General features: G+C 35.3%; 29 protein-coding genes. 18 read left to right on the top strand and 11 right to left on the bottom strand.

What is annotated here, in order from left to right; translation table 11 throughout:
• The first annotated feature begins 198 nt into the window (after positions 1-198).
• The 7 genes from AC1RNS_RS18100 to AC1RNS_RS18130 all read left to right on the top strand — a co-directional run bounded on the left by AC1RNS_RS18100 (position 199) and on the right by AC1RNS_RS18130 (position 6,304).
• Positions 199-867, top strand: a complete 669-nt coding sequence (locus tag AC1RNS_RS18100) for a response regulator transcription factor (protein WP_492994671.1) — start codon at positions 199-201, stop codon at positions 865-867.
• Positions 864-2,249: a sensor histidine kinase gene (locus AC1RNS_RS18105; protein WP_492994673.1), complete on the top strand. Its 1,386-nt coding sequence runs from the start codon at positions 864-866 to the stop codon at positions 2,247-2,249. The genes AC1RNS_RS18100 and AC1RNS_RS18105 overlap by 4 nt, the downstream gene beginning before the upstream one ends.
• Positions 2,250-2,395: 146 nt before the next feature.
• Positions 2,396-3,307, top strand: a complete 912-nt coding sequence (locus AC1RNS_RS18110; RefSeq protein ID WP_492994675.1) for an ABC transporter ATP-binding protein — start codon at positions 2,396-2,398, stop codon at positions 3,305-3,307.
• A complete protein-coding gene (locus AC1RNS_RS18115; protein WP_492994676.1) occupies positions 3,304-4,014 on the top strand; it encodes an ABC transporter permease in 711 nt (236 codons plus the stop codon). The genes AC1RNS_RS18110 and AC1RNS_RS18115 overlap by 4 nt, the downstream gene beginning before the upstream one ends.
• The gene (locus AC1RNS_RS18120) at positions 4,015-4,752 is read left to right on the top strand and encodes an ABC transporter permease (protein WP_492445862.1); all 738 of its coding nucleotides are present in this window, start codon (positions 4,015-4,017) and stop codon (positions 4,750-4,752) included.
• Between the two features lie 31 nt (positions 4,753-4,783).
• Positions 4,784-6,049: an erythromycin esterase family protein gene (locus AC1RNS_RS18125; RefSeq protein ID WP_492994679.1), complete on the top strand. Its 1,266-nt coding sequence runs from the start codon at positions 4,784-4,786 to the stop codon at positions 6,047-6,049.
• A 96-nt stretch (positions 6,050-6,145) separates the two neighbouring features.
• The gene (locus AC1RNS_RS18130; RefSeq protein ID WP_283869956.1) at positions 6,146-6,304 is read left to right on the top strand and encodes a DUF1540 domain-containing protein; all 159 of its coding nucleotides are present in this window, start codon (positions 6,146-6,148) and stop codon (positions 6,302-6,304) included.
• A gap of 63 nt (positions 6,305-6,367) precedes the next feature.
• On the opposite strand, the gene AC1RNS_RS18135 is transcribed toward AC1RNS_RS18130, so the two are convergent.
• Complete coding sequence (locus AC1RNS_RS18135; protein WP_492994680.1) at positions 6,368-6,610, bottom strand: group-specific protein; 243 nt, start codon at positions 6,608-6,610, stop codon at positions 6,368-6,370.
• 79 nt (positions 6,611-6,689) lie between these two features.
• A complete protein-coding gene (locus AC1RNS_RS18140) occupies positions 6,690-8,027 on the bottom strand; it encodes an aminotransferase-like domain-containing protein (RefSeq protein WP_492994682.1) in 1,338 nt (445 codons plus the stop codon).
• Between the two features lie 146 nt (positions 8,028-8,173).
• On the opposite strand from AC1RNS_RS18140, the gene AC1RNS_RS18145 reads away from it, so the two are divergent.
• Positions 8,174-9,085 carry a DMT family transporter gene (locus AC1RNS_RS18145; protein WP_492994684.1) on the top strand — a complete coding sequence of 304 codons (912 nt, stop codon included), beginning with the start codon at positions 8,174-8,176 and terminating at the stop codon, positions 9,083-9,085.
• Between the two features lie 55 nt (positions 9,086-9,140).
• On the opposite strand, the gene AC1RNS_RS18150 is transcribed toward AC1RNS_RS18145, so the two are convergent.
• Both AC1RNS_RS18150 and AC1RNS_RS18155 read right to left on the bottom strand, forming a co-directional pair.
• On the bottom strand, positions 9,141-10,232 hold the full coding sequence (locus tag AC1RNS_RS18150) for a sensor histidine kinase (protein ID WP_492994686.1): 1,092 nt from the start codon (positions 10,230-10,232) through the stop codon (positions 9,141-9,143).
• A complete protein-coding gene (locus tag AC1RNS_RS18155) occupies positions 10,223-10,945 on the bottom strand; it encodes a response regulator transcription factor (protein WP_492994687.1) in 723 nt (240 codons plus the stop codon). The genes AC1RNS_RS18150 and AC1RNS_RS18155 overlap by 10 nt, the downstream gene beginning before the upstream one ends.
• Positions 10,946-11,103: 158 nt before the next feature.
• Between AC1RNS_RS18155 and AC1RNS_RS18160 the strand changes: the two genes are divergently transcribed.
• Genes AC1RNS_RS18160 through AC1RNS_RS18170 form a run of 3 tightly spaced genes read left to right on the top strand, consistent with a single transcriptional unit; the run spans position 11,104 to position 13,607 of the window.
• Positions 11,104-12,027 carry an ABC transporter ATP-binding protein gene (locus AC1RNS_RS18160; RefSeq protein ID WP_492994688.1) on the top strand — a complete coding sequence of 308 codons (924 nt, stop codon included), beginning with the start codon at positions 11,104-11,106 and terminating at the stop codon, positions 12,025-12,027.
• On the top strand, positions 12,020-12,718 hold the full coding sequence (locus AC1RNS_RS18165) for an ABC transporter permease (protein ID WP_492994690.1): 699 nt from the start codon (positions 12,020-12,022) through the stop codon (positions 12,716-12,718). Before AC1RNS_RS18160 ends, AC1RNS_RS18165 begins: the two co-directional genes overlap by 8 nt.
• Positions 12,719-12,746: 28 nt before the next feature.
• Positions 12,747-13,607, top strand: coding sequence for a DUF4097 family beta strand repeat-containing protein (locus tag AC1RNS_RS18170; protein WP_492994692.1), 861 nt, complete (start codon positions 12,747-12,749; stop codon positions 13,605-13,607).
• Between the two features lie 79 nt (positions 13,608-13,686).
• Here AC1RNS_RS18170 and AC1RNS_RS18175 read toward each other — a convergent pair whose 3' ends face one another.
• Positions 13,687-14,463, bottom strand: coding sequence for a hydralysin-2 (locus tag AC1RNS_RS18175; protein WP_492994693.1), 777 nt, complete (start codon positions 14,461-14,463; stop codon positions 13,687-13,689).
• A 290-nt stretch (positions 14,464-14,753) separates the two neighbouring features.
• Here AC1RNS_RS18175 and AC1RNS_RS18180 point away from each other — a divergent pair, with 290 nt between their 5' ends.
• Both AC1RNS_RS18180 and AC1RNS_RS18185 read left to right on the top strand, forming a co-directional pair.
• The gene (locus tag AC1RNS_RS18180; protein WP_492994694.1) at positions 14,754-15,311 is read left to right on the top strand and encodes a histidine phosphatase family protein; all 558 of its coding nucleotides are present in this window, start codon (positions 14,754-14,756) and stop codon (positions 15,309-15,311) included.
• Entirely contained in the window at positions 15,304-15,951 is a 648-nt protein-coding gene (locus AC1RNS_RS18185) for a uridine kinase family protein (protein ID WP_492994696.1), read from the top strand. The genes AC1RNS_RS18180 and AC1RNS_RS18185 overlap by 8 nt, the downstream gene beginning before the upstream one ends.
• Positions 15,952-16,002: 51 nt before the next feature.
• Here the strand turns inward: AC1RNS_RS18185 and AC1RNS_RS18190 are convergent, their stop codons facing one another.
• The 3 genes from AC1RNS_RS18190 to AC1RNS_RS18200 all read right to left on the bottom strand — a co-directional run bounded on the left by AC1RNS_RS18190 (position 16,003) and on the right by AC1RNS_RS18200 (position 17,896).
• Positions 16,003-16,653, bottom strand: a complete 651-nt coding sequence (locus AC1RNS_RS18190; protein ID WP_492994698.1) for an SIMPL domain-containing protein — start codon at positions 16,651-16,653, stop codon at positions 16,003-16,005.
• A gap of 43 nt (positions 16,654-16,696) precedes the next feature.
• Complete coding sequence (locus tag AC1RNS_RS18195) at positions 16,697-17,320, bottom strand: DUF2238 domain-containing protein (RefSeq protein WP_492994699.1); 624 nt, start codon at positions 17,318-17,320, stop codon at positions 16,697-16,699.
• A 273-nt stretch (positions 17,321-17,593) separates the two neighbouring features.
• Complete coding sequence (locus tag AC1RNS_RS18200) at positions 17,594-17,896, bottom strand: YunC family protein (RefSeq protein WP_492994701.1); 303 nt, start codon at positions 17,894-17,896, stop codon at positions 17,594-17,596.
• Between the two features lie 176 nt (positions 17,897-18,072).
• On the opposite strand from AC1RNS_RS18200, the gene AC1RNS_RS18205 reads away from it, so the two are divergent.
• The 3 genes from AC1RNS_RS18205 to AC1RNS_RS18215 all read left to right on the top strand — a co-directional run bounded on the left by AC1RNS_RS18205 (position 18,073) and on the right by AC1RNS_RS18215 (position 21,124).
• Positions 18,073-19,254 (top strand): NAD(P)/FAD-dependent oxidoreductase, encoded by a 1,182-nt coding sequence (locus AC1RNS_RS18205; protein WP_492994702.1) that lies wholly within the window; start codon positions 18,073-18,075, stop codon positions 19,252-19,254.
• 14 nt (positions 19,255-19,268) lie between these two features.
• Positions 19,269-20,141 (top strand): RNA polymerase sigma-70 factor, encoded by an 873-nt coding sequence (locus AC1RNS_RS18210; protein ID WP_492994704.1) that lies wholly within the window; start codon positions 19,269-19,271, stop codon positions 20,139-20,141.
• A gap of 245 nt (positions 20,142-20,386) precedes the next feature.
• Positions 20,387-21,124: a polysaccharide deacetylase family protein gene (locus tag AC1RNS_RS18215; protein ID WP_492445840.1), complete on the top strand. Its 738-nt coding sequence runs from the start codon at positions 20,387-20,389 to the stop codon at positions 21,122-21,124.
• Between the two features lie 60 nt (positions 21,125-21,184).
• On the opposite strand, the gene AC1RNS_RS18220 is transcribed toward AC1RNS_RS18215, so the two are convergent.
• Complete coding sequence (locus AC1RNS_RS18220; protein WP_492994706.1) at positions 21,185-21,445, bottom strand: hypothetical protein; 261 nt, start codon at positions 21,443-21,445, stop codon at positions 21,185-21,187.
• A gap of 109 nt (positions 21,446-21,554) precedes the next feature.
• Here AC1RNS_RS18220 and AC1RNS_RS18225 point away from each other — a divergent pair, with 109 nt between their 5' ends.
• Positions 21,555-22,349 (top strand): DUF2268 domain-containing putative Zn-dependent protease, encoded by a 795-nt coding sequence (locus AC1RNS_RS18225; protein ID WP_492994707.1) that lies wholly within the window; start codon positions 21,555-21,557, stop codon positions 22,347-22,349.
• A gap of 18 nt (positions 22,350-22,367) precedes the next feature.
• Positions 22,368-22,883: a DNA-deoxyinosine glycosylase gene (locus AC1RNS_RS18230; RefSeq protein WP_492994709.1), complete on the top strand. Its 516-nt coding sequence runs from the start codon at positions 22,368-22,370 to the stop codon at positions 22,881-22,883.
• A gap of 24 nt (positions 22,884-22,907) precedes the next feature.
• Here the strand turns inward: AC1RNS_RS18230 and AC1RNS_RS18235 are convergent, their stop codons facing one another.
• Entirely contained in the window at positions 22,908-23,768 is an 861-nt protein-coding gene (locus AC1RNS_RS18235) for an endo alpha-1,4 polygalactosaminidase (RefSeq protein WP_492994710.1), read from the bottom strand.
• A 33-nt stretch (positions 23,769-23,801) separates the two neighbouring features.
• A complete protein-coding gene (locus AC1RNS_RS18240) occupies positions 23,802-23,960 on the bottom strand; it encodes a hypothetical protein (protein ID WP_492994712.1) in 159 nt (52 codons plus the stop codon).
• Between the last annotated feature and the right edge of the window lie 214 nt (positions 23,961-24,174).

A 24,174-nucleotide genomic window follows, 5' to 3' on the forward strand; every position in this document is an offset into this window, starting at 1 on the left:
ACAGAGGTAGCAAGCTAGAATATCTAGTCTGCTATCTTTTTGTTATGTTTTCTGGTAAGTCCTTAAAGATTTTTAGAGACTACTATTTGGGCTAATTCCGATTTTTGTTAATTATAGTGTCTTTAATTTAAGGATAAATGTATAATGCAAAATATGGTTCTTTACAATAACTTTTCCGATAGATAGGGAGGATGAACCTTGTTTCATATACTGTACATAGAAGATGAAAAAGAGATTGGTCAATGGGTCACGAAGGATTTAATGGAGAGAGGCTATGAGGTAACGTGGCTGGAATCAGGTGAAGAGGTCGACAAGCATATAGCGTTTAAGGATATCGCGATATTAGATGTTATGCTACCAGGGTTAGATGGCTTTTCAATTGGTAAAAGAATTAAGCGAGAAAATAAGGAAATTCCCATTTTAATGCTTTCAGCACGTACTGCCGTAGAGGATAAAATAGAGGGGCTGAACTTTGCTGACGATTATTTAACAAAGCCATTTCATCCTGATGAGCTTGTTGCACGTGTGGAAGTATTGTTAAGAAGATATCAAAAGAATGACGATGTACTGGAGCTTCAACATCTTAAAATTTTTACAAAAGAAATGCGAATCATTCATTCAGAGACAGATGAGGAAATTCAATTAACAGGCAAGCAATTCTATTTATTTCAATATTTTATTCGCCATTTAAATCAAATCCTAACAAAGGAGCAGCTCTATGAAGGTGTGTGGGGTGAAAGCTATATAGAGGGCGATAAAACATTAATGGTGCATATCCGCTACTTAAGAGAAAAAATAGAAATAAATCCAGCGAAGCCAACAATTATTGAAACGATTCGAGGCATTGGCTATAGGGTGAAGCAATGAAAATTTTTCGTCCGTTTAAATTTCTACGATCCCTATTAGCTAAGTATATGCTGATTATTTTACTAGCCATTTCTATTGTTCAAATAGCTTATTTCATCTTAGCTGTATTTGTGTTAGAGATTGCTAAAAAAGAACATGGGGATATAGTAACGAAAGCTGAAATTACAAGCGAAGTGGAGGAAAAATGGCATACTGAAGCTAAAAGTATAAAAAACTTTACAGATGAGGTAGTTTCTCAACACTTTGAAAAATGGCAGGAGCGATATCCTGAAGCATCGATGTTTTGGGTAGGTGAGGATGGTACATTGCTCTCCACATTAAATGTAATGGAACAACTACCATCAAAATGGACACCTGCTTTTACTACAAAGTTCATTAAAGAACGCTATGGAGGAGATCCATTTACCGTTATTGCCTTTTTAGGTGAGGATGAATCAAATGGATTTATTGTTTTTGAGATTCCTAGAGATGTATTCACTCCACCACTTAAACATGTTTATGAAACATATGGAACTTTTTTATTTGTCGGAGTCATTGCGATTATTTTATTTTTCATTGTAGTCTCCTTTTTATTTTTCAAAGGTATTCGAAAGCGCCTATTACATCTACAGGAAGCAATGGAGATTCGTGATGTTGATGGGCTACCTGTTGAGATAGATGCAAAAAAGATGGATGAGATCGGCCAGCTCCAGCAAAGCTTTAACAAAATGGTCTGTGAACTTAGGGACAGCAAAAATCGTGAGCTGAAGGAGGAGCAGCTACGACGAGAACTGATTGCTAATCTTTCACATGATCTGCGTACCCCTTTAACAAAAATTAGAGCGCAATCCTATTCGCTTAGTAAAGAAGAACTCACAGAAGAAGGACGGCAGGCAATTAAGGCAATGGACACATCAATCATAAGCATCGATGCTTTAATAGAAAATCTAATGTCTTATACATTGCTGATGGCAAGTAAATATAAATATGAAGTGAAGGAAATCAATGTCTTACGATTTGTTCGTGAGCAAATGTCTACGTGGTATCCTGTATTTGAAAAGGAAGGCTTTGACATTGATATTGAGCTGCATTCGTTTGAGAATAATGAATGGCAGATTGATCCAATTTGGCTTGGACGTATTTTCGATAATTTATTTCAAAATGTTTTACGCCATGCTAACAGCGGAAAATATATTGGCGTTAAAACAGAGTCAACAGAGCACTATGATGCATTTATCATTAGGGATTGCGGAAATGGCATGAAAAATGAATCTAATGCCAAAGGTGCTGGTATTGGTCTATCTATCGTTGATATTATGGTAAAAGGCATGGCCTTAGATTGGGATATACGCTCAAGTGAATCTGGTACAGAAATCAAGATAAAGCGCTATAAAGTGAAATAGAGTAGCAACTAAAAATTAGAAATAAATCTGCGAGACTTCAGCTTAATAGTCCGCAGATTTTTTTTGACTTTTTTAAACAAAATTTAAACTTGGTCCATACCTGCTTTTAAACTTCAAAATTTATGATAATTAAAGAGGTGAGAACAATGGAATATATCGTACAAACAGAAAATTTATCAAAAAATTTTGGAAAAGAGCAGGCTGTATCTAATATAAATTTAAAAATTCGTAAAGGAGAAATATACGGATTTTTAGGTCCGAATGGAGCCGGTAAAACAACGACTATACGTATGCTTCTTGGGCTGATGAAGCCATCTTCAGGGACAATTAAAATCTTTCAAAAGGATGTAACGAGGGATCGAATGAATATCTTGGCAAAGGTCGGTTCATTAGTAGAGAACCCCTCCTATTATCCCCATTTAACAGCCTATGAAAATTTAGAGGCTTTAAGAAAGATTTTAGGTGTACCGAAATCACGTATTGATGAAGTATTAGAAATCGTTCGATTAAAGGATGCCGCCAATAAAAAGGTAAAGGGCTTTTCACTAGGTATGAAGCAACGGCTTGGTATTGCTGCTTCACTACTACATAATCCTGAATTATTAATTTTAGATGAGCCAACGAATGGTCTTGATCCATCTGGTATTATCGAAATCCGAAACCTAATAAAGCGACTACCTTCTGAATATGGAATGACGATTATTATTTCAAGTCATTTATTATCAGAAATCGATCAAATGGCTACACAAGTAGGCATCGTCTCAAAGGGAAAAATGATCTTTCAAGATTCCATTGAAGCAATGCGTAAATCTGCTCAGCCAAAGGTATTTATTAAGGTGAGTGACGCTGAAAAGGGCTGGCGTTCATTAGTAGCTCATGGCATAAAGGCAGAACATAAGGAAGGGCTCATTTCATTAGATGAATGCTCAGATGAAAAAGTAGCACATATTGTACAAATTCTTGTACAAGAAGGCATTTTGGTTTATCGGGTAGAGGAAGAAAAGCGTTCATTAGAGGATATATTCCTACAAATGACAACAGGAGAGCAATTGATATGATAGGGAAACTATTAACTGCTGATTTTTTGAAAATTAAACGCAAGGGATTATGGTTTTTAACAGCTTTAGGGCCAATTGGTGTTGTTGCCTTACAAATGGTGAATTACGGTGTGAGGAAGGATTTTTTATTAGCGCAAAGCGAGGATGACTGGGGTTTCTATTTATTAAATATCCATTCATTTACACCACTTGCGATTGTGCTAGGCATTGCTATTTTAACGTCATTTATGGCGAGCATTGAAAATGAAACGAATGCATGGAAACAATTAATCGCACTGCCAGTCTCTAAATTTACGGTATATTTATCTAAATTCTCTGTCCTAGCCATATTATTGCTGTTGTCTTCCACACTTTTAACGTTATTGACATTAGCCTATGGGTTATTTCTAGATCTAGGCGATAGCATCCCATATTCAGAGATTATGAAATTTGGATTTTATCCATATTTTGCTGCATTGCCGATCTTAGCACTTCAGCTTTGGATTGCAAGTGTTTTTCATAATCAGGGGATTCCTATCACAATTGGTATCTTTGGCGTGATTTTTACCTATTCCGCATATATATTACCTGATTGGATGATTTGGAAATGGCCATCTTTAATGAATGAATGGGATAAGCCCCTTATGAATGTCATACTTGGAATAGGCATAGGTGTTTTGCTATATATTGTCGGAATGATAGATTTCGCTAGAAGGGATGTTAAGTAAATGTGGTCAATAGTGAGCGCTGAATGGTTTAAACTGCGAAAGTCAAAAATGGTACCAATTATTTTAGCTGGGCCCATCATTGGACTTTTTATTGGATTAACATCGAATTTAGAATCTGATATGGAAGGCCTTCCTATAAATAATTGGTATATCCCCTTATTTTCAATGAATTTAACGTATGCATTATTATTTTTGCCGTTAATTACAGGGGTTTTTGCGGGCATTATTTGTAGGTATGAGCATCAATCTGGTGGTTGGAAACAGCTTTTAGCATTACCAGTGACAAGAGGAAAAGTATTTTTAGCTAAGTACGTTTTAATAATGCTTCTGGTGATGGCGATGCAATTATTATATTTATGTTCTATGATTGCAGTAGGTATGATAGAAGGCTATGTGGACCCTTTTCCAATGGAGATTGTGTGGAAAAGCATTTTTGGTGGGTGGGTAGCAACGCTTCCATTAGTAGCACTACAATTATGGATGTCCATTATGTTTAAGAGCTTTGCTGCACCCTTTGCAGTCAATGTTATTTGTACATTACCTTCTATATTAGCCATTAATTCTAAGACTATTGGACCTTATTATCCTTGGGCACAGCCATTCGCTATGATGTATGTAGGCGGTAGTACAGATGATATATTCTTTGTACCTTGGGAGCAATTAATAACGGTTGTAGGCGGAGGGTTCTTACTGTTCTTCCTTGGAGGTTATTTATATTTTCAACGAAAGGCTGTATAAACCTTCTATAAAATAAGGGAGATTTTTATATATGATATTTGTTAAAAGAAGCTTTTTATTCATTGCAGTATTTTTTCTTTTGCTAGCATTATCGGGCTGCGGAAAGGGAGAACCTATTAAAGATGCTTCCACATATACTTCTGCTATAGAAGATATAGATATTCCAGATAATGTGAAAGTAATTGGTTTTGGAGAAGCCACTCATGGGAACGTTGAATTTCAATCATTAAAGAAAGATTTATTTCAGGCTTTAGTTAAAAATGAAAATGTTCGTGTCTTTGTTTTAGAAGGAGATTTTGGAGGAGCTCAGCAAATTAACCAATTTATTTTAACTGGTACGGGTACTGCTGAGGATGCTGTTAAAGCTCTTGATTATGGTATTTATAAAACTGATCAAATGATTGAGTTTGTGCAGTGGATGCACGATTATAATATGACAGCCGATGAAAACGATAAAGTCTATTTTTATGGTAATGATATGCAGCGCTATGATTATAGTAAAAAAGGGTTGTTGGATTATTATGAAAAAGTTAATAGTGAAGTGGCTGTACAATATAAGGCACAGCTTGAAGATGTGACAAATAAGACAATGAGAGATTTAACAAATAGTCAGCTAAAAGAGCTTGATGAAAATATAGACGCCATCATCAAGGATTTGCAAAGTAACAAAGATACTTATATAAAAACATCATCCAAAGAAGCGTATATATTTGCTGCACAATATGTACAAATCATGAAGCAGCGCACGCAATTATTTTTAAATGACAGTGATTATATGAATCTCCGTGATAAATATCTAGCTGACAACTTACAGTGGATTGTTGATTTTGAAGCGGTTCAAGGTCATAGTAAAATACTAATGTCTGCTCATAATGGGCATATAGAGAAAACTTCTGCAAATACAGCAGGATATAAATCAATGGGACAATATTTAGACGAAATGTACCAGGACGATTATTTTGCGATTGGGACTGACTTTGTAAAAAATACATTTCAGGCACAAAATGCTGGGTCTGGTGAAAGGAAAAATTACACAATTGAGCATCATAATGCTTTAGTGGATGCTTTTAGTGATGTCCAAGACAACATTTTCTATGTAGATTTTGAACATGCTAATAAATCTAAGGAGCTTTCAAACATCCTTTCTGAAGCACAAAGAATGGGGAATATAGGAGATGATTTTCGCCCATGGTACAAGCTTACTCAAATGCTCTATACAATAAAAATGACACCTGTTGATGCATATGATGGCATAATCATTGTACAAGAAGCAACACCAACAAAAATAATTGATTAGAACATGTTAGCAACCTGCGAATAGAACGTGACTTTGTGTAACAGCGTATTGTTTATCTCTAATTTGTTAAAGATAACAAAGAGGAGGTGTGAGACGATGGCACAAGAAATTCTATGTGAAGTCAATAACTGCACATTTTGGGATTCTGGGAATAAATGTACAGCAGAAAAAATTTACGTTGTCAGCCAGAAGGGACAACAAGCTTCAAATAGCGAAGAAACAGATTGTAAGACATTTGAACCTGAAACGCATTAATGGTTGAAAGGGTAATCATATTATATGGTTACCCTTTTCTGCCCTTCTTATCCGATTTGCTTTTTAATAGGCATCTACCTTTTCCTTTTGAAATAAAAGTGCATGCGCATTTTTCACCTTTTCTTCTACATAATCTAATGAATATTTTCCATATAAATCTGTTAAATCCCCTATTGCTCGAGATAAATTATCAATAATAGGAATTAAAATCTCCAACTGTGTAAGCTCCTTGCCTTTGTTCATCTCATCCATGATTTCATAAGCAAGTTGTTGAACCTTCCTAAGTCGTATTTTTTCAGATTGCATGGAATCCTCCTTATAGACTAGTTTATGATGTCTATATATATGCCTCGATTTGAATTTTCATGAATGATTCGTTACTTCATTAAAAGTGATTTTGTGAATGGTTGAGGGCATGAGCGATTTCTTGAATCCCCTTTTCAATTTTGTAGTCCTCTACATTGGAAACATTGAGCTTTAAAATACGATCGCGGTAAAATCCATTTAAGTAATTGCGATCAATGGTGTCTAAATAGATTTCTTCTAGCTGTAAATGCTGAATAAGCCTATTGATATTGATTTCCCTTGGTAATGTAATATGACTATGCATGCAAATTTCTGTGGATGCTTGAAAATCAGGTAAATATTTTGTAATAGATTGTTGCAGTGTATTGGCACGTTGGATATACGCCTCACTAACCGCCTTTTGGTAACGTTCAAACATTCCACTTTTTAGATATAGCTCTAAAGCAGCCTGTGAAATCATAGAACTATCTATATCAGTGGTATTTTTATGACGCTGAAAACTATCTATAAGTGCATTCGGTAAAACAGCAAGTCCAATTCGTAAGCCTGGAAACATGATTTTGGAAAAACTTTTTAAATAAATTACATGCTCCTCCATATCATCTGTGAATAATGGATCAGATTTTGTGTTGAGGTCAAAGTCTGCCAAATAATCATCCTCAACAATATAAACACCGTACTTAGTGGCGAGCTTACGAATGTCGTCCTTTTCCTTCTTACAAAAGGAGGTACCTAGAGGATTGTGTAATCTTGGCATTGTATAAAAGAACTTTATATCCTGATTACTAAAAATAATTTCTAATTCCTGAAGGTCTATTCCCTTAGAAGTCCTATTAATGCCGATGACTGGAAGTTTATATGTTTTTAGATAATCCATATATAAATGGTAGCTAGGCTGTTCAACTAGAATGGTTGTCCGATTAGTAGGAAATGGCATAACACTTAACAAGAAAAGAGATTGCTGAACACCAGATGTAATAAAGATATTCTCTTGCTTTGTAAATACTTGATAAGTTTCTAACAATTTTTGAGTTTCTCTAATTAACGAAGGTAATCCCTTTGGTGTGCCATATCGAAATAAATCTGCCTGGTAGGTATCAATAGCTTTATTGATGCAATGCTGAAAATCTTTATATGGAAATGCATGCCAGCTAGGCGATGATGTGGCAAAATCTATTTCATTGCTCTTATTAGGAGTAGAGGGGAGTTGATGATCTACAACATAATATCCACTTTTCGGTTGAGCATAAATCAAATGTTGATTTTCTAGTTTTCTTAGTGCTGTCAAAATAGTACTCTTGCTACAGGAAAATTCCTGAGATAACTGACGAATAGAAGGAAGCTTTGCACCAACCTGTAGAGCCCCCAACTGTATTTGATTCAATAGTTTGGAATAGATAATCTCATATTTAAGCATAAACTACCTCCTACTCATCTGTATCGGTACAGATGGGTATTTTTTATATCATATAAGCCTGCACTTTTTATTACGATAGCTTTACTACGATTATTAAGAGAGAAATGCTCTGTTTAATCGGACATATGAAAAAAGGAGTAATCACTATGACAGCACAAAGAAAAGCCTATTTAGCGGCTATCAGCTATTCACTTATTATTGGATTGTCATTTATGTTTGTAAAAGTGGCTTTAACAGTAGCAAATCCAATAGATACACTAGCGCATCGTTTTTCCATCGCTTTTATCAGTATTGTGATTTTTATGAGCTTTACAAAAAATCGTGTCAAAATAGGTAAGCAGGATATAATGAGGATTTTACCACTAGCAATATTGTATCCACTTGCATTTTTTACGTTTCAAGTACTCGGACTTGTTAAAATATCTTCCTCAGAGGCAGGCATTATTCAAGCAACAATTCCTGTTTTTACATTAATTCTTGCAAGTGTGCTTTTAAAGGAAAAGTCTTCACATCTGCAGCTTTTATTTATTGGTCTTTCAGTGGCTGGTGTAATCTTTATGCTTTATATGAGCAATGGGGGCGCAAGCGCAGGCAATATAATTGGTAGTGGATTAATTTTACTTTCGGCATTGGCAGTATCGTTTTATAACGTTTTTGCAAGAAAGCTAACAAGGCAATACTCTTTAATAACACTAACTTATATGATGACATTTTGTGGGTTTGTTATTTTCAATGGAGTAGCAATAGGAAATCATGTAGTCAATCAAACACTTCCTCAATTTTTCAAGCCTTTTATACATGGTGATTTTGTTATTGCCATTTTTTATTTAGGTATTTTATCTTCACTTGTGACATCCTATTTATCAAATTATGCCTTATCAATATTGGAAGCCTCTAAAATGAGCGTTTTTAGTAATTTAGCGACATTCATTACCATACTTGCTGGCGTTATTTTTTTAAAGGAAGCTTTTCATCTTTACCATTTAATTGGTGGAGTCAGCATTGTTGTTGGTGTTATCGGAACCAATTATTTTGGGAATAGGAGGGGGGCTCCCTGACAAGATGATATACTCCCACCTCTTCAATGCTTTTCGCAGACAAGAGGTGGACTTATTATTTTTTAGGTAAGGTAATTTGAAAGGTTGTTCCTGCTGAGGGCCGACTTTCTATAGCAATAGTTCCATTATGTGCTTGGACGAGCTTATGAACGATTGCCATGCCAAGCCCAGTGCCTTCAGAGGAAGATTCGGTTGTCGTTCCACGATAATATTGTTGAAAAATATTTTCGACCATTTGTGGAGGCATACCTACACCGTTATCCACAATGTGGATATCTACATATTCAGGGTGATCAAAAATATGTGTATAAATATTTGTGTTAGGAGGATTGTGGATAATAGAATTCATAAGAACATTTTGTAGAATCCTTTGCATGAATTTAGCATCAATTTCAGCCTGTATAGCGGGTGTATCTGTTTGAAAATGCAAAATATAGTCGTTTGCCTGTGGATTATTACTTATAGTAGCAACCACTCTTCTGGTAAATTCCACAATATCCTGATTTGTTTTGTGTAATGGTAATTGATTTGGATGATTAAGTTGAATGAAGAGACTTAAGTCTTGGATCAGTTCCTCCATATGCGCTCCTTTATCTGCAATTTCTTGAATAAAGGAACGTGCTTCCTCCTTAGACCATTCGTATTGATCGTTTAATAATAGCGTAGAGTAGCCAGTAATATAGGTTAATGGTGTTTTTAAATCGTGTGAAATACCTGCAATCCATTCTTGCTTTGCTTTTTCCACTTCTTCTCGCTCTGACTCTGCAGCTTTTAATTTGCCTGATAAGGATTGTAGATGCTGAAGGACTTCCTGATAGAGTAGATAACGCATATGAAGCTTTCCTTTACGGTTATAGATTTTAGTAAGTCCATTGGGCTGTGTATACTTTTCCTCAAATAATTGCTGAATCCAAGTCATGATAAAGCCAAGAGGACCACCAAAGTACCATCCAAATACTGCTATACAGGAGACAGTACTAAATCCAAAAATCCATAGTACCCATAAATTTTCATACTCCTCACTAGCGTTTTCCTTAAAGAGCGGTAGTATTCCTTCGATGCCTATTAGAATACAGATCCCACTTACTAGCATCCACAGCATAATACCCAATGCAAGATGTATTGTAAAACGTGTATTTATTCGCATAGGGCTTCCTCTTTTGGAGGGATAAACTTATAGCCTATCCCCCTTAAATTCACAATAATTCTTGGTTTTCTCGTATCATCTCCGAGCTTTTTCCGCAGCTTTGAAATATGAATGGTTACAGTCTTTTCCTCCCCATATACATCATTGCCCCAGACAAGTTCATAAAGCTGGGAGGTCGTAAAAATACGATTAGGATTTTTACAAAAGAATTGTAGTAGCTCAAGCTCCTTAGCGGTACATTCTACAGGCAAATTATTAACCATTAGTGTGGCAGTCTCTGGGTTAAGTGTAAAATAACCAAAATCAAATTTTGCCTCTAGTTGTTGCTGTGCATTTTCATACATTTTTTGACGTCTAAGGATGGCCTTTATTCGAGCGACCACTTCTAAAGGATTAAAGGGCTTTGTTATATAATCATCACCGCCTAATCCTAGCCCAGTTAATTTATCAAAATCTGTGGAGCGAGCACTAACAAAAATAATAGGGGTATTTGTATGATTACGGATAGCGGTACAAAGCTCAAAGCCACTGATATCTGGTAGCATAATATCGAGCAAAATAATATCGTAATGATTGTTCTTTATAAGCTGCAATGTATCTTTACCAGTGGAGGCTGTATCAATATTAGAAAAATTTTCTTTCCTTAACGTAATGTCCAAAAGTTTTAAAATGCCGATTTCATCATCTACTGTTAAGATTTTTACACCTTCCATTTGTATCCCTCATTTCAATTTCATCATAACAGCTTCTAAGTTGTATATCCTTTCTTTAGTAAAAAAATTACTGTTATTTTCCGTTGGTTTTACTTTGATTTTACTTTCACTTATTAAGCTTAGTGTAATGAATCCTAAAACAGTAAGGAGAAAGAAATATGGAAACCGTTATTCAAATACATCAATTATGTAAGAGCTATAAGGGAGCGGAAACTGTCTCGAATGTCAATATGAACATTAAAAAAGGAGAGATTTATGGTTTTTTAGGTCCGAATGGTGCTGGGAAAACAACGGTTATGAAAATGATTTTAAACCTAGTAAAGCCAACCTCAGGTGCAATAAAGATTTTTAATACACCAATCTCTACAACCTCTTATCAATACTTGAAGAAAATAGGGAGCATTATTGAGTACCCGGAATTCTATGAAAGACTGACAGCAAAGGAAAATTTAGAGCTTCACTGCGAATATAGTGGCGTTAATGACAAGGGGGCTGTAAAAGAAGCGCTAAGAATCGTGGGTCTGAATAGTGTAGAAAATAAAAAGATACATGAATTTTCATTGGGAATGAAGCAAAGATTAGGAATTGCTCGAGCCATTGTGACAAAACCTGAAATTCTTATTTTAGATGAACCCATCAATGGTCTTGATCCTATTGGCATTAAAGATATACGAGAGCTTTTAATACAACTAAAAGAAAAGTACGGTATCACCATTTTAATTTCAAGTCATATCGTGTCAGAAATTGAAACGATAGCAGATACTATTGGCATCCTTCATGATGGAAAATTATTAAAGGAAGTTAAAATGAAGGACATTCGTAAAGAAACCATGGCTTATCTTGAAATTCAAATAGATGATTTCAAGGGAGCAATTGAAGTTCTTGAGAATAAGCTTGGTATTCGAAAGTATGAAGTGGTTAATGAGCATTGTATTCGGATTTTTGAGCAAAATATTTCGCAATCTCACATTAATAAAGAGCTTATTCTCAGCGGTATAGTTGTCAATAGTCTTGACAAGCAACAACACCATTTAGAAGAGTACTTCTTACAATTAATTAATGGAGGGCATCCACATGCTTAAATTACTAAGACTTGAATGGAAAAAGAATCGTATGTCTGGTTATATAAAGGGTTTATTAATTTGTATTATCAGCATTTTTGTAGCTGTTGCTCTGATGGCTCTAGGCGGAGAAGGAGAAGGGGAGTTTTTAAACTATACGGAATTTATGTCCTTAACAAATATTTTAATACGAATTGTATTTATTATTTTTTCAAGTGTAATCCTATCCCGCTTGGTGATAGATGAATATAAAAACAAGACTGTTCAATTATTGTTTACGTATCCATTGAAAAGAAAAAAAATTATACTTGCCAAGCTGTCTCTCGTTTTTGGTTTCTGCTTTGCCAGTATTCTTAGTGCTACTTTCGTGATTAATTTACTGATTTATTTTCTGAATCCGACGATGAGTTTGCTTCAACAACCTGCGGACATACAAGATATGATTGCAACAATACCATCTACTTTTATGAGTGCTTTTATGACTGCTGGCGTAAGTTTAATACCTTTGTACTTTGGTATGCGAAAAAAATCTATCGCTTCTACCATTACTTCAGCTGTACTCATTGGATTTGTCATTAATGCATCTGTTTCTGATGGAACGACATCATCTAGTCTATATCAAATTATGGCTGTGCCAATTCTATTGTGTGGATTAGGATTTTTAATTGGCTATCTATCTTATCGAAAGGTCGATAAAGTGGATTTAACTTAAACTCTATCATCAGAAAAGAGGGAACCAAGTGAAAAAGGGAATTATCGCCTCATTAGTAATCATTCCAATAGCTCTTGTAGTAGCTTTAAAGGTAAGTGGACAACAAGACTATACTAACCAGCAATCCTTTGATGCAAAGCAAATTGAAGTATTAGAAATAAATAATGAGTCTTGGAATGTAGAATTAGTGGGTACTACATCTAAAAAATTATCGATTGCTGTTGATGGTAAACAGCAAAAGAAGCAAAATGCTCCAGTGGACATCAAAAAAGATGGCAATAAAATAAGCATCCATCAATTCGATACTGATGATGGTATTTTAAAAAATATTAACATTGGAGGAAAGGGTACTATCCAGATTTCAATTCCAACTAATACACTGCGTAAAATTGAATTAAATAGTAATTATGGAGATATAAGAATAAATACTATTATGGCCCAAGAGATTTCAATTTTAAATAATTCAGGAACTATTATCATTAAGGGATTATCAGCTGAAAGAGGTAAGATTACATCACAGGATGGTGAATTAAAGATTACAGATAGTGCTTTTAAGGAATTAACAATAGCTGCTGCAAATGGCGATAGCTACATTACAAATGTCTCTAGTCCACAGATGAACATTACCTCAACGAGCGGTGAAATAGTATTAAACGAAATGAATGAAGAAAAAGCGTTATTTATTGAATCTGGCTCTGGAGATATTACGTTGTCCTATTCAAAGGCTCCACAATCTTTAGAGCTTATAGCTAAAAGTGAATCATCCGATATTACAATTAATTTAAAGGACTTTAAAAAAGTAAAAGGAGATTCAACAAAGTGGAAAATTGGAGAAGCATCAAATCGAGTGAGGGCTATTAGCAAGGAAGGTGTTATTTCTATAAATTAATCTGGCAATTGAGAGGTTGTGGATCATTAAAAAAGCTTGTAAAAAACTTAATTCGTTTTTTACAAGCTATGATTTAGGGTTACTTAGCTAATACAGCAAGTTTGCTTAGCTCTTCTGCACTCAATGGCTCTGTTTTGCCAATTTCCGTATGAACATCAAAGACAGCTGTATTTTTAATAGTACCAGTGATTTCTCCTGTTGTTTGATTCAATACACTGCTTGCACCAAGGAACCAGAAATAATGGTCTTGTACTCGTTTAGGGAAGTTTGCCCCAAACATACCATCAACAGAAATAGGTGCACGGAAGTCCATCGATTCTTTTTTCAATGTTCCAACCATTGTAACTTTCTTTTTACTTCTAGGAGGAACAGTCACTTGTACACTTGCAGTCGCTGTCCTTGATTCTGACTCCGTTTTTGATTCCCCAACAGTAGTACTGACGGAAAACTCCATTCCTGATTCAAAGAATCCTTCAATTGTAAATTTGGAGGATATCGTTAGACCAGTCGTACTTTCAGATGACCAAGATTGCTCACTTTGCCAGCTTCCTTGAACCTCTAAGGTCATCGTAGCTTCTTCATCTCCATAATTTACTGCTACATTGCTCCCAACGATCGCAGACGTAGGTGGCTTGCCATCGCCTTTCGTATAATTAAAGTCACCTAGTCTTTTATAACAAGGGTGTCCATATTGTTCAGTGATCGCAGGTTTAACAGCATTAAAATAAGTTTCACTGTTGACAGAGATGCCATCAGGTTTTGTACCAAACTTATTTGTGAAAGCTTGTCTTACACTCTCAGGGCTTGAATTTAGTGCAGGTAAATCTGTAAATGATAATTTTTCTTGAATTGTCATTATGTTACCTCCTAATTTGTGTTGTTATATAAACACATTTATGTGTATTAAATTCATATATGCGTTCTATAACCCACAAGTATATTACCTTAATTAACCATATTTGTCTTTATGTTTTACAAAAATAGTATTATTTTTACATAAATAGACAAAATGATTGGGGAGCTTATGAATAAGACTTACCATTATTTGGTGTATAAAATTTGTAACAAAGATCCTCTAGAAAATTGGAAACTATGATAAGTTATATGGATGAAGGTTTTCCATATTTTCTCTAGGAGGTTTGGATTGTGAAACATATCTATGTAATCAGGCATTGTGAAGCCCAAGGGCAATCATCAGATGCTCATTTAACAGAAAAAGGTTTTCATCAAGCAGAAGTTTTAGCTGATTTTTTCGCTGACAAAGAAATCAAGCGAATTATTGCAAGTCCCTTTTTACGCGCAATTCAAACGATAGAGCCGCTTAGTGCAAGGAAAAATATCGATATTGAAGTCGATGAACGCCTTTCAGAACGGATTTTAAGCACTAGAAATTTAACAGATTGGTATGAAAGGCTACAAGCAACCTTTATAGATATGGCTATAAGATTTGAGGGTGGAGAATCGAGTGAAGAGGCAATGAGACGTATTGTTAATGTTGTCGAGGAGATTTTTCGATATGAGGCTGATCATACAATTATTGTTAGTCATGGAAACATTATTACCTTACTATTAAAACATTATCAAAGGGATGTAGATTTTCAATTTTGGAAAAATCTAAGTAATCCAGATGTCTATCAGCTAACTGTTAAGGAAAATGCAGTTACACTAGAACATATATGGACACGAGAGGAGAAAAATGGATAGGTTAATACAAGAAATTGTTACTTGGGTCAAAAAGGAAGATAAATCAATCGTTATCGGTATCTCTGGACATGGTGCAGCAGGAAAAACTACGTTTGCCAATAGGCTTATACATCTCCTAAATCAAGATGAAACGAATTATATCAATACAGACCATTATATTGTTAGTTCGGAAATACGTATGCAAACAATTATCAACTATACGTATCAAAATGAGCATCGTCACTTTAAAATGACGGCTTGTCATCCAGCGGCGCATCATTTGCCTTCCTTGGAAAGAGATATTCAAATGGTTAGAGAAGGTCTAGCTTTGTTGACCATAGATACACATTATATGAAAAGCGAGCTAATTTCTTCAAAAGCAAAAGTAACGATTGTAGAGGGAATGAGTGTGGCATTTATTAGTCCGGAATTATTTGATTTGAAAATTTATTTTTATACAGATGGTGATACGGAATTAATGAGAAGATCAGGTCGAGATGTACTTGAAAGGGGAACAAATATTGATTATATAAGGAAGTCTCATAAGGAACGACGTATTCAATATGAAGTGTTTATGCATTCATATAGTCAGCATTTTGATATTATCGTTAAAACGTCGGATGATATAGTTTGCCTAGAGAAAAATACATTTGATTTTTAAATTGTTTTTAAGGAGCTTTCTGCAATTCAAAAAGGCAGAAAGCTCTTGTCATTAATATAGAAATTTCACTCGAACAGTTGCATTAATCGCCATTTGCCCCTGTTCAATCGGTGTAGCTATTGTTGAATCGGACATCGCCATGGATTTATAGAGGACGGGGCTACCTTCATGTTCCTCAACAATTTCAATTGGCTGGAGCTGTAAAGGTAAATGCATCGCTTCTGCAATTGTTTTAGCTTTCAGTTGGGCATTATGGAGAGCTAAAGTAAGTGCTTGCTGGTAATAGGCATCCGCATCGGCTATGTTAAATTGAATGGAGGAAATACGATTTGCACCATTTTGTACAGCTGTGTCAATAACGGCACCAACCTGATTTGTGTCAGTCACCTTTACTGTTATGGCATTGGTTACTTCGTAGCCATTAAAAATTTGTTTACCATTCTCAAAATCATAAAGAGGAGAAATCGTGTAGCCTGTTGTTTGAATATGTTCTCTTGGGATTTGAAGTGTTAACAGAGATTGCATGACACGATTCATTATTATCGCATTTTCCTTCTGTGCTTCCTGTACATTTTTCCCTCGCGTATTTACTTCAACTTGAAGCTGTGCATAGCTTGCCTTTGCCATTACTCTTCCATGACCATTCACAATGATGACACGCTGTGCATAAGGAACATGCTGCCTACTAGTTGAATAATACATCGAAAACCACCTTTCTAAAGGCTCATACTAACTATGCTGCCTGCTATTCTTTATTTTTCATGTTTTTTAATAATTTATCATGTAATTTGGTAAAGAGCAGCAATGTTAAAAGTGTTCCAATAAGGGCTAAAAACATGTCCCATTGTGCATCCCAGCGATCGCCTTGCATTCCAACGAAATCCTTCGATCCTTTACTACCTTTGGAGATTTTTGTACTTAACCATTCAATGATTTCATAGGTAGCTGCAATAGCAAGCATAATACTAAATGTAATGCCTGATAACCAAGCCCCTTTTGTTAATGGTGTCTTTCTTATTAATATTTCCCTTATAACGATCGCCATTAAACCTTTAAAGAAATGACCAAAGCGATCATAGTTATTTCGCTGTAAATGGAATTCTTCTTTAATCCAATTAAAAAGAGGGACCTCTGAATAGGTATAGTGACCACCAATAAACGTTAAAATGGATAATAAAGCGATAATACAATAAGAAAAAGTTGTAAAGCGGAATTTATTATAGATGACAGTAACAAAGATAATTGCTACAACGGCAGGACTTACCTCTGCTAGCCAATCCAAATAGGAAGCTGGCTTTATTACAGACCACAGAAAAATAATCATTACTATAAATAATAAGATGACATGTATTTTCCTATCTTTATTCATCATGCACACTCCTTTGCCTAAAGTATAGGGAAGGCGTGGCTATGTTATACAAAAATATGACATCAGTTAAAAAAAGCGTCTAGTTGAGCTATGCACTGACGCTTTGCTTATTTTGATTCAGAAGATCTTTACTGTGCGACAGCGCAGCGTCAGAATACTTCCACTTCTTTTGGTGGCGATTATACAAACGCCTGTTACGGATTTTAAAGAAGAGCTTTTCAAGCGAGTTCAAAAAAATCTGGACGCAATTACGCTGGGGTTTAAATGAAAGCTTTAGATCATTTTTAATAAAGCTTCAACACCAGACATTCCTTCAGTAATGCCCAACTGTTGTGCCTCATAGGTCACGGATTCTAGGGGAGCAGTCAATAATTCATCGATTGTTTTTACACCAACAGCTCGCCCAGCAATAATTTTTCGATCAGCTAGGCGGTCATTTAACAAACCGACATCCAATGCCCCGCACATAATATAGCCCGTATTATTTGAAACCGTCAGTAGTGTTGTTTTGGGTAATTGAACAACCACCGCAGTGAAAAAATGCCCCTTAATCATTATAGGCTCTATTGTCACCATCAAAATCACTCCTTTTCTCTATATACATATGGCAGGAGCTAAGAAGGTGTTCGACATTTTCAATAAAAAATACGATTAGGTCATAGTGTATTTTATTTCATCAATGATAAGAAATGTTGAAAATGATGTCACAACGGAGGCGATGTAATCGTTTTAAGGGAAAAGGAGGAGTTATGATGAAGAACATAGTTATTATTGGTGGAGGTTACGCAGGAATAAATTTGCTAGAGGGGCTAAAAAAAGAATTCCAAGGTCAAATCGGAAAATCAGTAAGAGTTCTTTTAATTGATAAAAATAGTTATCATTTTAAAAAGGTCTTACTTGTTCGTGCTGCGATTAGGGATATTAATTTGAAAGTGCCATTTAGTGAGTATTGTCAGGATGGAATAGAATTTATTCGAGGAGAAGCATTAACATTAAATAAGCACAAACAGCAACTAATAATTAAGGTGGAGAATGAAAAAACTATCAATGTCTCATATGATTATCTTGTGTTAGCATTTGGCAGTATTATTCGATCGATTCCTGAAGAAATTGGTGGGATTACCTTGAAAGATGGACACAGCGCCTTAAAGATTAAAGAAGATTTAGTAGCAGGTATGAAATCATTTCAGGCATTAGGGAAATCTGAGCAAGATCAACGTTTATTTAAGATAGCTGTTGTAGGTGGTGGAATCGCAGGTATTGAAACTGCCGCTGAAATTGCCGTATGGTCTAAGGAAAAATTGGAGGAAGTAGGAGTTCAATCGAGTTCAGTAGAGGTCCTCCTATTTGATACAAAGGATCGTCTTTTGCCAGATGCGCCAGCAAAAGTAAGCGAAAAGCTAATCAATCAACTAAATAAACATGGTGTAACGGTCAAACATAAAACAAGGGTATCCTATTGGAAAGATGGTCAATTGTTTACCTCAGATGGTCAAAACTATGCTGTAGAAACTTGTATTTTTAATCCTGGAGTTGAGGCAAATCCGGTAATTCAAAAATTGGATTTACCTTTAACTGAACAACATAAAATTATTGTAAATCATTCCTATCAGGTGAAAAATGAACCTCATATCTATTCCATCGGTGATTGTGCTCTCATAGTAGACCATAAAAATAATCAGCCTGATGGTATGACCTGTAAAGAAGCCATTCCACAAGCAACAAGATTAAGTAAAATATTAAAGGCTGCCATTAATGGAGTACCATTAGTGATATTGCATGAATCCTATCCTGTAAAGTTTTTCTGTATTAGCTTAGGACCAAATAGTGGTTTTATGTGGACTCAAAAATGGGGACTTGATTTCACGGTCACTGGAAAATTAGGGGCTAGAATAAGAAATTATACATGGGATTTAGCTAGTCTTCACAAATAAATTCGGGGTGAATTATGGACAATGGGCAAATTAGTGTACTTTATAAAGAGCATAAATCACTGTTATTTTCAATTGCCTATCGCATGACTGGTAGTGCATCAGATGCTGAAGACATTGTACAGGATGTATTTACTCAGCTTGGAAAAATGGAAGTCAAAAATACGGACAATATGAAAGCCTTGCTTTGCAAAATGGTGACTAATCGTTGCTTGGATTTATTAAAATCTTCAAGGAAGAAGAGAGAACTATATACGGGAACTTGGCTTCCAGAACCATTAGCAATGCATGAAGAAGATCCATTGTTTAGTATTCTACAAGATACTAGTATTTCATTGGCAATTATGATGTTGTTTGAGGAGTTAAATCCAATTGAAAGAGCTATTTTTATTTTGCGTGAAGTATTCGAATATGATTATTCGACAGTAGCTGATATTGTACAAAAAAATGAGATAAATTGCAGGAAAATTTTAAGTAGAATTAAAAGAAGGCTGCCAGAATTAGCGAATAAAAACTGTGTTGTTTCAAACAAGTTAGAAATAGAAAAAACAGTTTCGGATTTTGTTGCTGCTTTTCAGCAAGGGAAGATGGAGCAGCTTGTTCATATTTTAAAGGAGGATGTTATTTATTATGCTGATGGGGGAGGAAAAGCTACAGCTGCACTACATCCTATTTACGGTCGTGAAAGGGTTTCTCGTTTATTATTTGCTCTAACCCGTAAATTTGAGGATAGTAATTATCAATTCGATATGATGAATATCAATGGAGCAGCTGGCTTAGTCTTAAAATTAAATAACAGTATTCAGGCTATTATAGGATTTAAAATAGCACATGGACAAATTGAAGCCATCTATTATATGGTGAATCCTGACAAGATAAAATACATTTAAGGGAAATAATTTAGAAAAGAATCAACTTTTTTCATACTTGAATTAATTAGTTTATTAGTATTGTCTACTTTTTTTGTTAAACAAACTTAAATTAGGATGATTAATAATAATTCTAACAGCGATTAAAAGAAGATTATAGTAATAATTAAAGGGGAAAACCGCCAATCCTTCTCAAGTATAATTCATTGTAATTCGTAAATAGTAAGTTGACGGAGTAATGTGAATGTGACTTGGGAGGTGATGCTATGACGCGTAAATATGTAATGATTTTAAGCATTTGTTTTTTTATCATATCGGTATGTTCTACAGAGCTCATAACGTATGCGGATAAAGGTCGTCCCTACTATGAGGAGACAGGGGAAGTTGTGTGGGATATCAATACAGAAGACAAAATAATTGCCCTCACCTTTGACGATGGACCACATCCTAAGTATACAGCAGCTATTTTAGATTTATTGGCAAAGTATGATGCAAAGGCTACCTTTTTTATTATTGGAAAAAATGCAGAAAAATATCCAGAGGTTGTTTTACGATCTTATTCTGAAGGACATGAGTTAGCCAATCATACGTTTTCACATCCGTTTAAAGTTTCTGTAGCTGAATTGCAGAAGGAACTGCGTCAGACAAAGGAAATAATTTATAGCATAACTGGATTTTCCCCGGCTTTATTCCGTCCTGTAGGTGGTAACTATAATGATTCAATGATTAATGCCGCTGTTAAGGATGGATACAAAGTTGTTATGTGGTCTTGGCATCAGGATACTCAGGATTGGAAGCAGCCAGGTGTAAAGAAAATTACACAAAAGGTGCTGAAGGGATCAAAGCCCGGTGATGTTATTTTATTCCATGATGGAGGCGGCGATCGCAGTCAAACCATTAAAGCGCTGGAGGAAATATTGCCAGTGCTGAAAAAGCAGGGTTATACATTTGTCACGATATCCGAGCTGATAGAAAGCAAACAGCAAAAAGAGCAAGTGCAATAATAGAAATAAGCCATTTCAACAATTGTTTGATATGGCTTATTTCTCTTCTATATAATTAAATTACCAAAATAGTAGTGGTGCAAGTGCAATCCCAACAATTGTTCCAAATGCGATGCCAACACCGAAGGCTGCTGCTCCTCTAAAACTCCAACCCCAGAAACCTAAACCATAACCACCAAATCGTCTATCAGGAAGAATCCATACCTGTCTTCTATCCACCCTAGTTATTTCTCCATAATGTACTTTTCCACATGATTCTGTAATTTTTACACGTTTACCTTGATATTGACAGCAAAGATTATAAGTATCAGCTGGATTCACAATTATCCCTCCTTTCAGCTTCCTTACAAACTAATATATGCTGTCGCCTTTACCCATCATTAGCCGATTGTCTATTGGACACATAAGCTATAGTTGGAGGTGTGAGGGGATGTCAGTTATACCAACAAATGAGTGGATACATGAAATTATAGAGATTCAAAAGACTATGCCTAAGCGGAATCTTTATGAATTACAGCGCTCTATCATATGTAATCGTCTAATAAGGATCTTTAATAATGGAAATCTGGAAGAAATACAATTTGAATTACAGCAGCAGGGGCTATATTTGCCGCATGAAAACATAGCTATTCAAAAGTTAGAAGGTCAAAATGTTTGGCTAGTTGTGCAAGAAGAATTTAACTACTTAAAAGAAAAATGGAATGGTCCCAATATACCCATCTATATATTTCCTATAACATTGGAACAAACAATGACCAATAAAAATGGCGCAGCCTATCCTAATGCCATTTTTTTATTTGTTGGGGAACTTAAAAAACAGGAACTTCGTGCATTATTTGCACATGAATACAATCATGTTTGTCGTCTGTATTATTTAAATAAATCTTTAAACGAAGTGAGCTTGTTGGATTCTTTAATTTTAGAAGGTTTGGCAGAATGTGCAGTAGAAGAAATTTATGGAGATGAATGGTTAGCCCCATGGTTGAAGTATTACTCGATGGAAAAGATGCTGGAAATATGGAAAAAGTATTTTTTGTCTCAGATGGATAGTCAAGGATTAGCACATCATGCGGAATTTTTGTATGGTGGAAAGCTACCTCAATGGATTGGATATTGTATTGGCTATGAAATTGTAAGGACATATATAAAAAATCATTCATCAGGCAAACTTCATTTAAAAGATTCGAAAGAGATTCTTATTGGTTCTGATTTTCCGTTACAATAAAAAAAAGGAGTGATTGACGTGTCAGATGAACTAAAAAATGTATTACCGCCTGTTATTGACTTGTCAACGAAGGTGCTAATTGTTGGCTCAATGCCTGGTAAACAATCATTAGAGAAGCAGCAATATTATGGTAACCCACGCAATCACTTTTGGTCGATTATTGGGGAAGTATTAGAGATAGCAATTCCAGATGTCTATGAACAAAGATTACAATTGTTAAAGAGCAATCATATTGGTCTTTGGGATACAATAGCATCATGCGAACGTAAAGGAAGCTTAGATGCAGCCATTCGCAATGAAAAACCGAATAATTTTCAAAGGCTTTTTGAGCACTATCCTAATATTGAGTTAGTACTTTTTAATGGAACAAAGGCTTATGATGTTTTTAAAAAGCATATTGGTTTTGTAGTTTTAGGTGATCGTGCGTATCAAAAAATGCCCTCAACTAGCCCTATACCTGGTAAAAATATTAAATCTTTTGAGGATAAGCTCAAGGATTGGCAAGTAATGAGCTCCTATTTACCTAACATATAATAACCTCCATTGTCGGAGGTTATTTTACTGCCATGTATTGTAGTAAGAGCCTGCTGGACTAAAAAAGAATTTAAAATCATATTTTTCAGCCAATGCTCGACTTTTCTTTTCATCACTAAATCCAATCGTCATAACCTGTGTGCCGAACTTTTCTCGGATTTCGACTAATTGCTTCATCATATCCAATGACCATTCATCTTTCCCAACAACTTCAAATGTAAAGTCTTCCCACATAATAAAATCGACATATGGAGCTGTATAATCAGCCAGCGTTTGAAAACCCCAATTTTGCGCAACGGATAATCCATCATATTGTTGCTTTATCTTTTTAATGAAGGATAACATTGCTTCATTTTGTACTTGCTGTTCTTTTTCAGGTAAGAAGGAATTGATATTGCCAACCGTATCTAAAAAAACACCATCTAGTTCTTTTTGTACAATTTGCTTTTTAATTTCCTTTAGCAGGAGCTCTTGAAAATGCTCAGAGGTCATATCGACTAAATACGAATCCCACTCTGAGAAATACATTTTTTCTCCATGGTCATCCCTATAAAAATCCTCTTCCAGTAATTGATTATATAGCTCTGAATTCCATTTGTCTGCTTCCATAGCATTTATATAACCATACACTAATGTCCCATTTCTTTTAGCCTGATCAATATAGCGTTGTTGCATTTCAATAGGCTCCACTATGACTAAGTCAACTTTAGCCATTTCTTTACCAATGGATTTGTTACCTTTATCTAAATAATATTTGTAATCCTTCACTGCTGCTAGTCTTTCAGAAATACTGGTAGATTCAGCTGCATGATTAGCCGCAAAAAAGTAGATGCAAATGCCCAAGGATAATAGAATCGTAGTGATAATAAAAGCAAATTTTCGCATAAGTTCCCCTTTCCTTGAAAAAACTACCTTTTATTATACAAGATTCGTTAGTTGGTTGTTAGGAGATTGAGTATCAATTTCGCCTTGGCGTAATTGTAGCTGCCGCTTTGCTTTCGCTACAGAAAACATTTGTTGCTGTCGCTTCGCTTTCGCACAGATAAACAATGCGTCCGGAATGAATTGTGCCTTCACAATTCATTCCTATGAAAATCCGTGACATCCGCCGGAGGCTTTGGGCCAACAGATGTTTTTTTGTGCGAAAGCGTAGTGCTAACGTAGCGGCAGCAACATGATGTTGGTCACTCAGTCGTTGCCACAGGACGTGGCGTTCTTAGACTGAGTTCCGCTATTTCAGTAGGTGTTTGAACACCCACTGAAAAGGAAACAAAACCGCATTCATCTCACC

It is taken from the genome of Lysinibacillus sp. GW821-FHT14F06 (genome assembly GCF_058803665.1).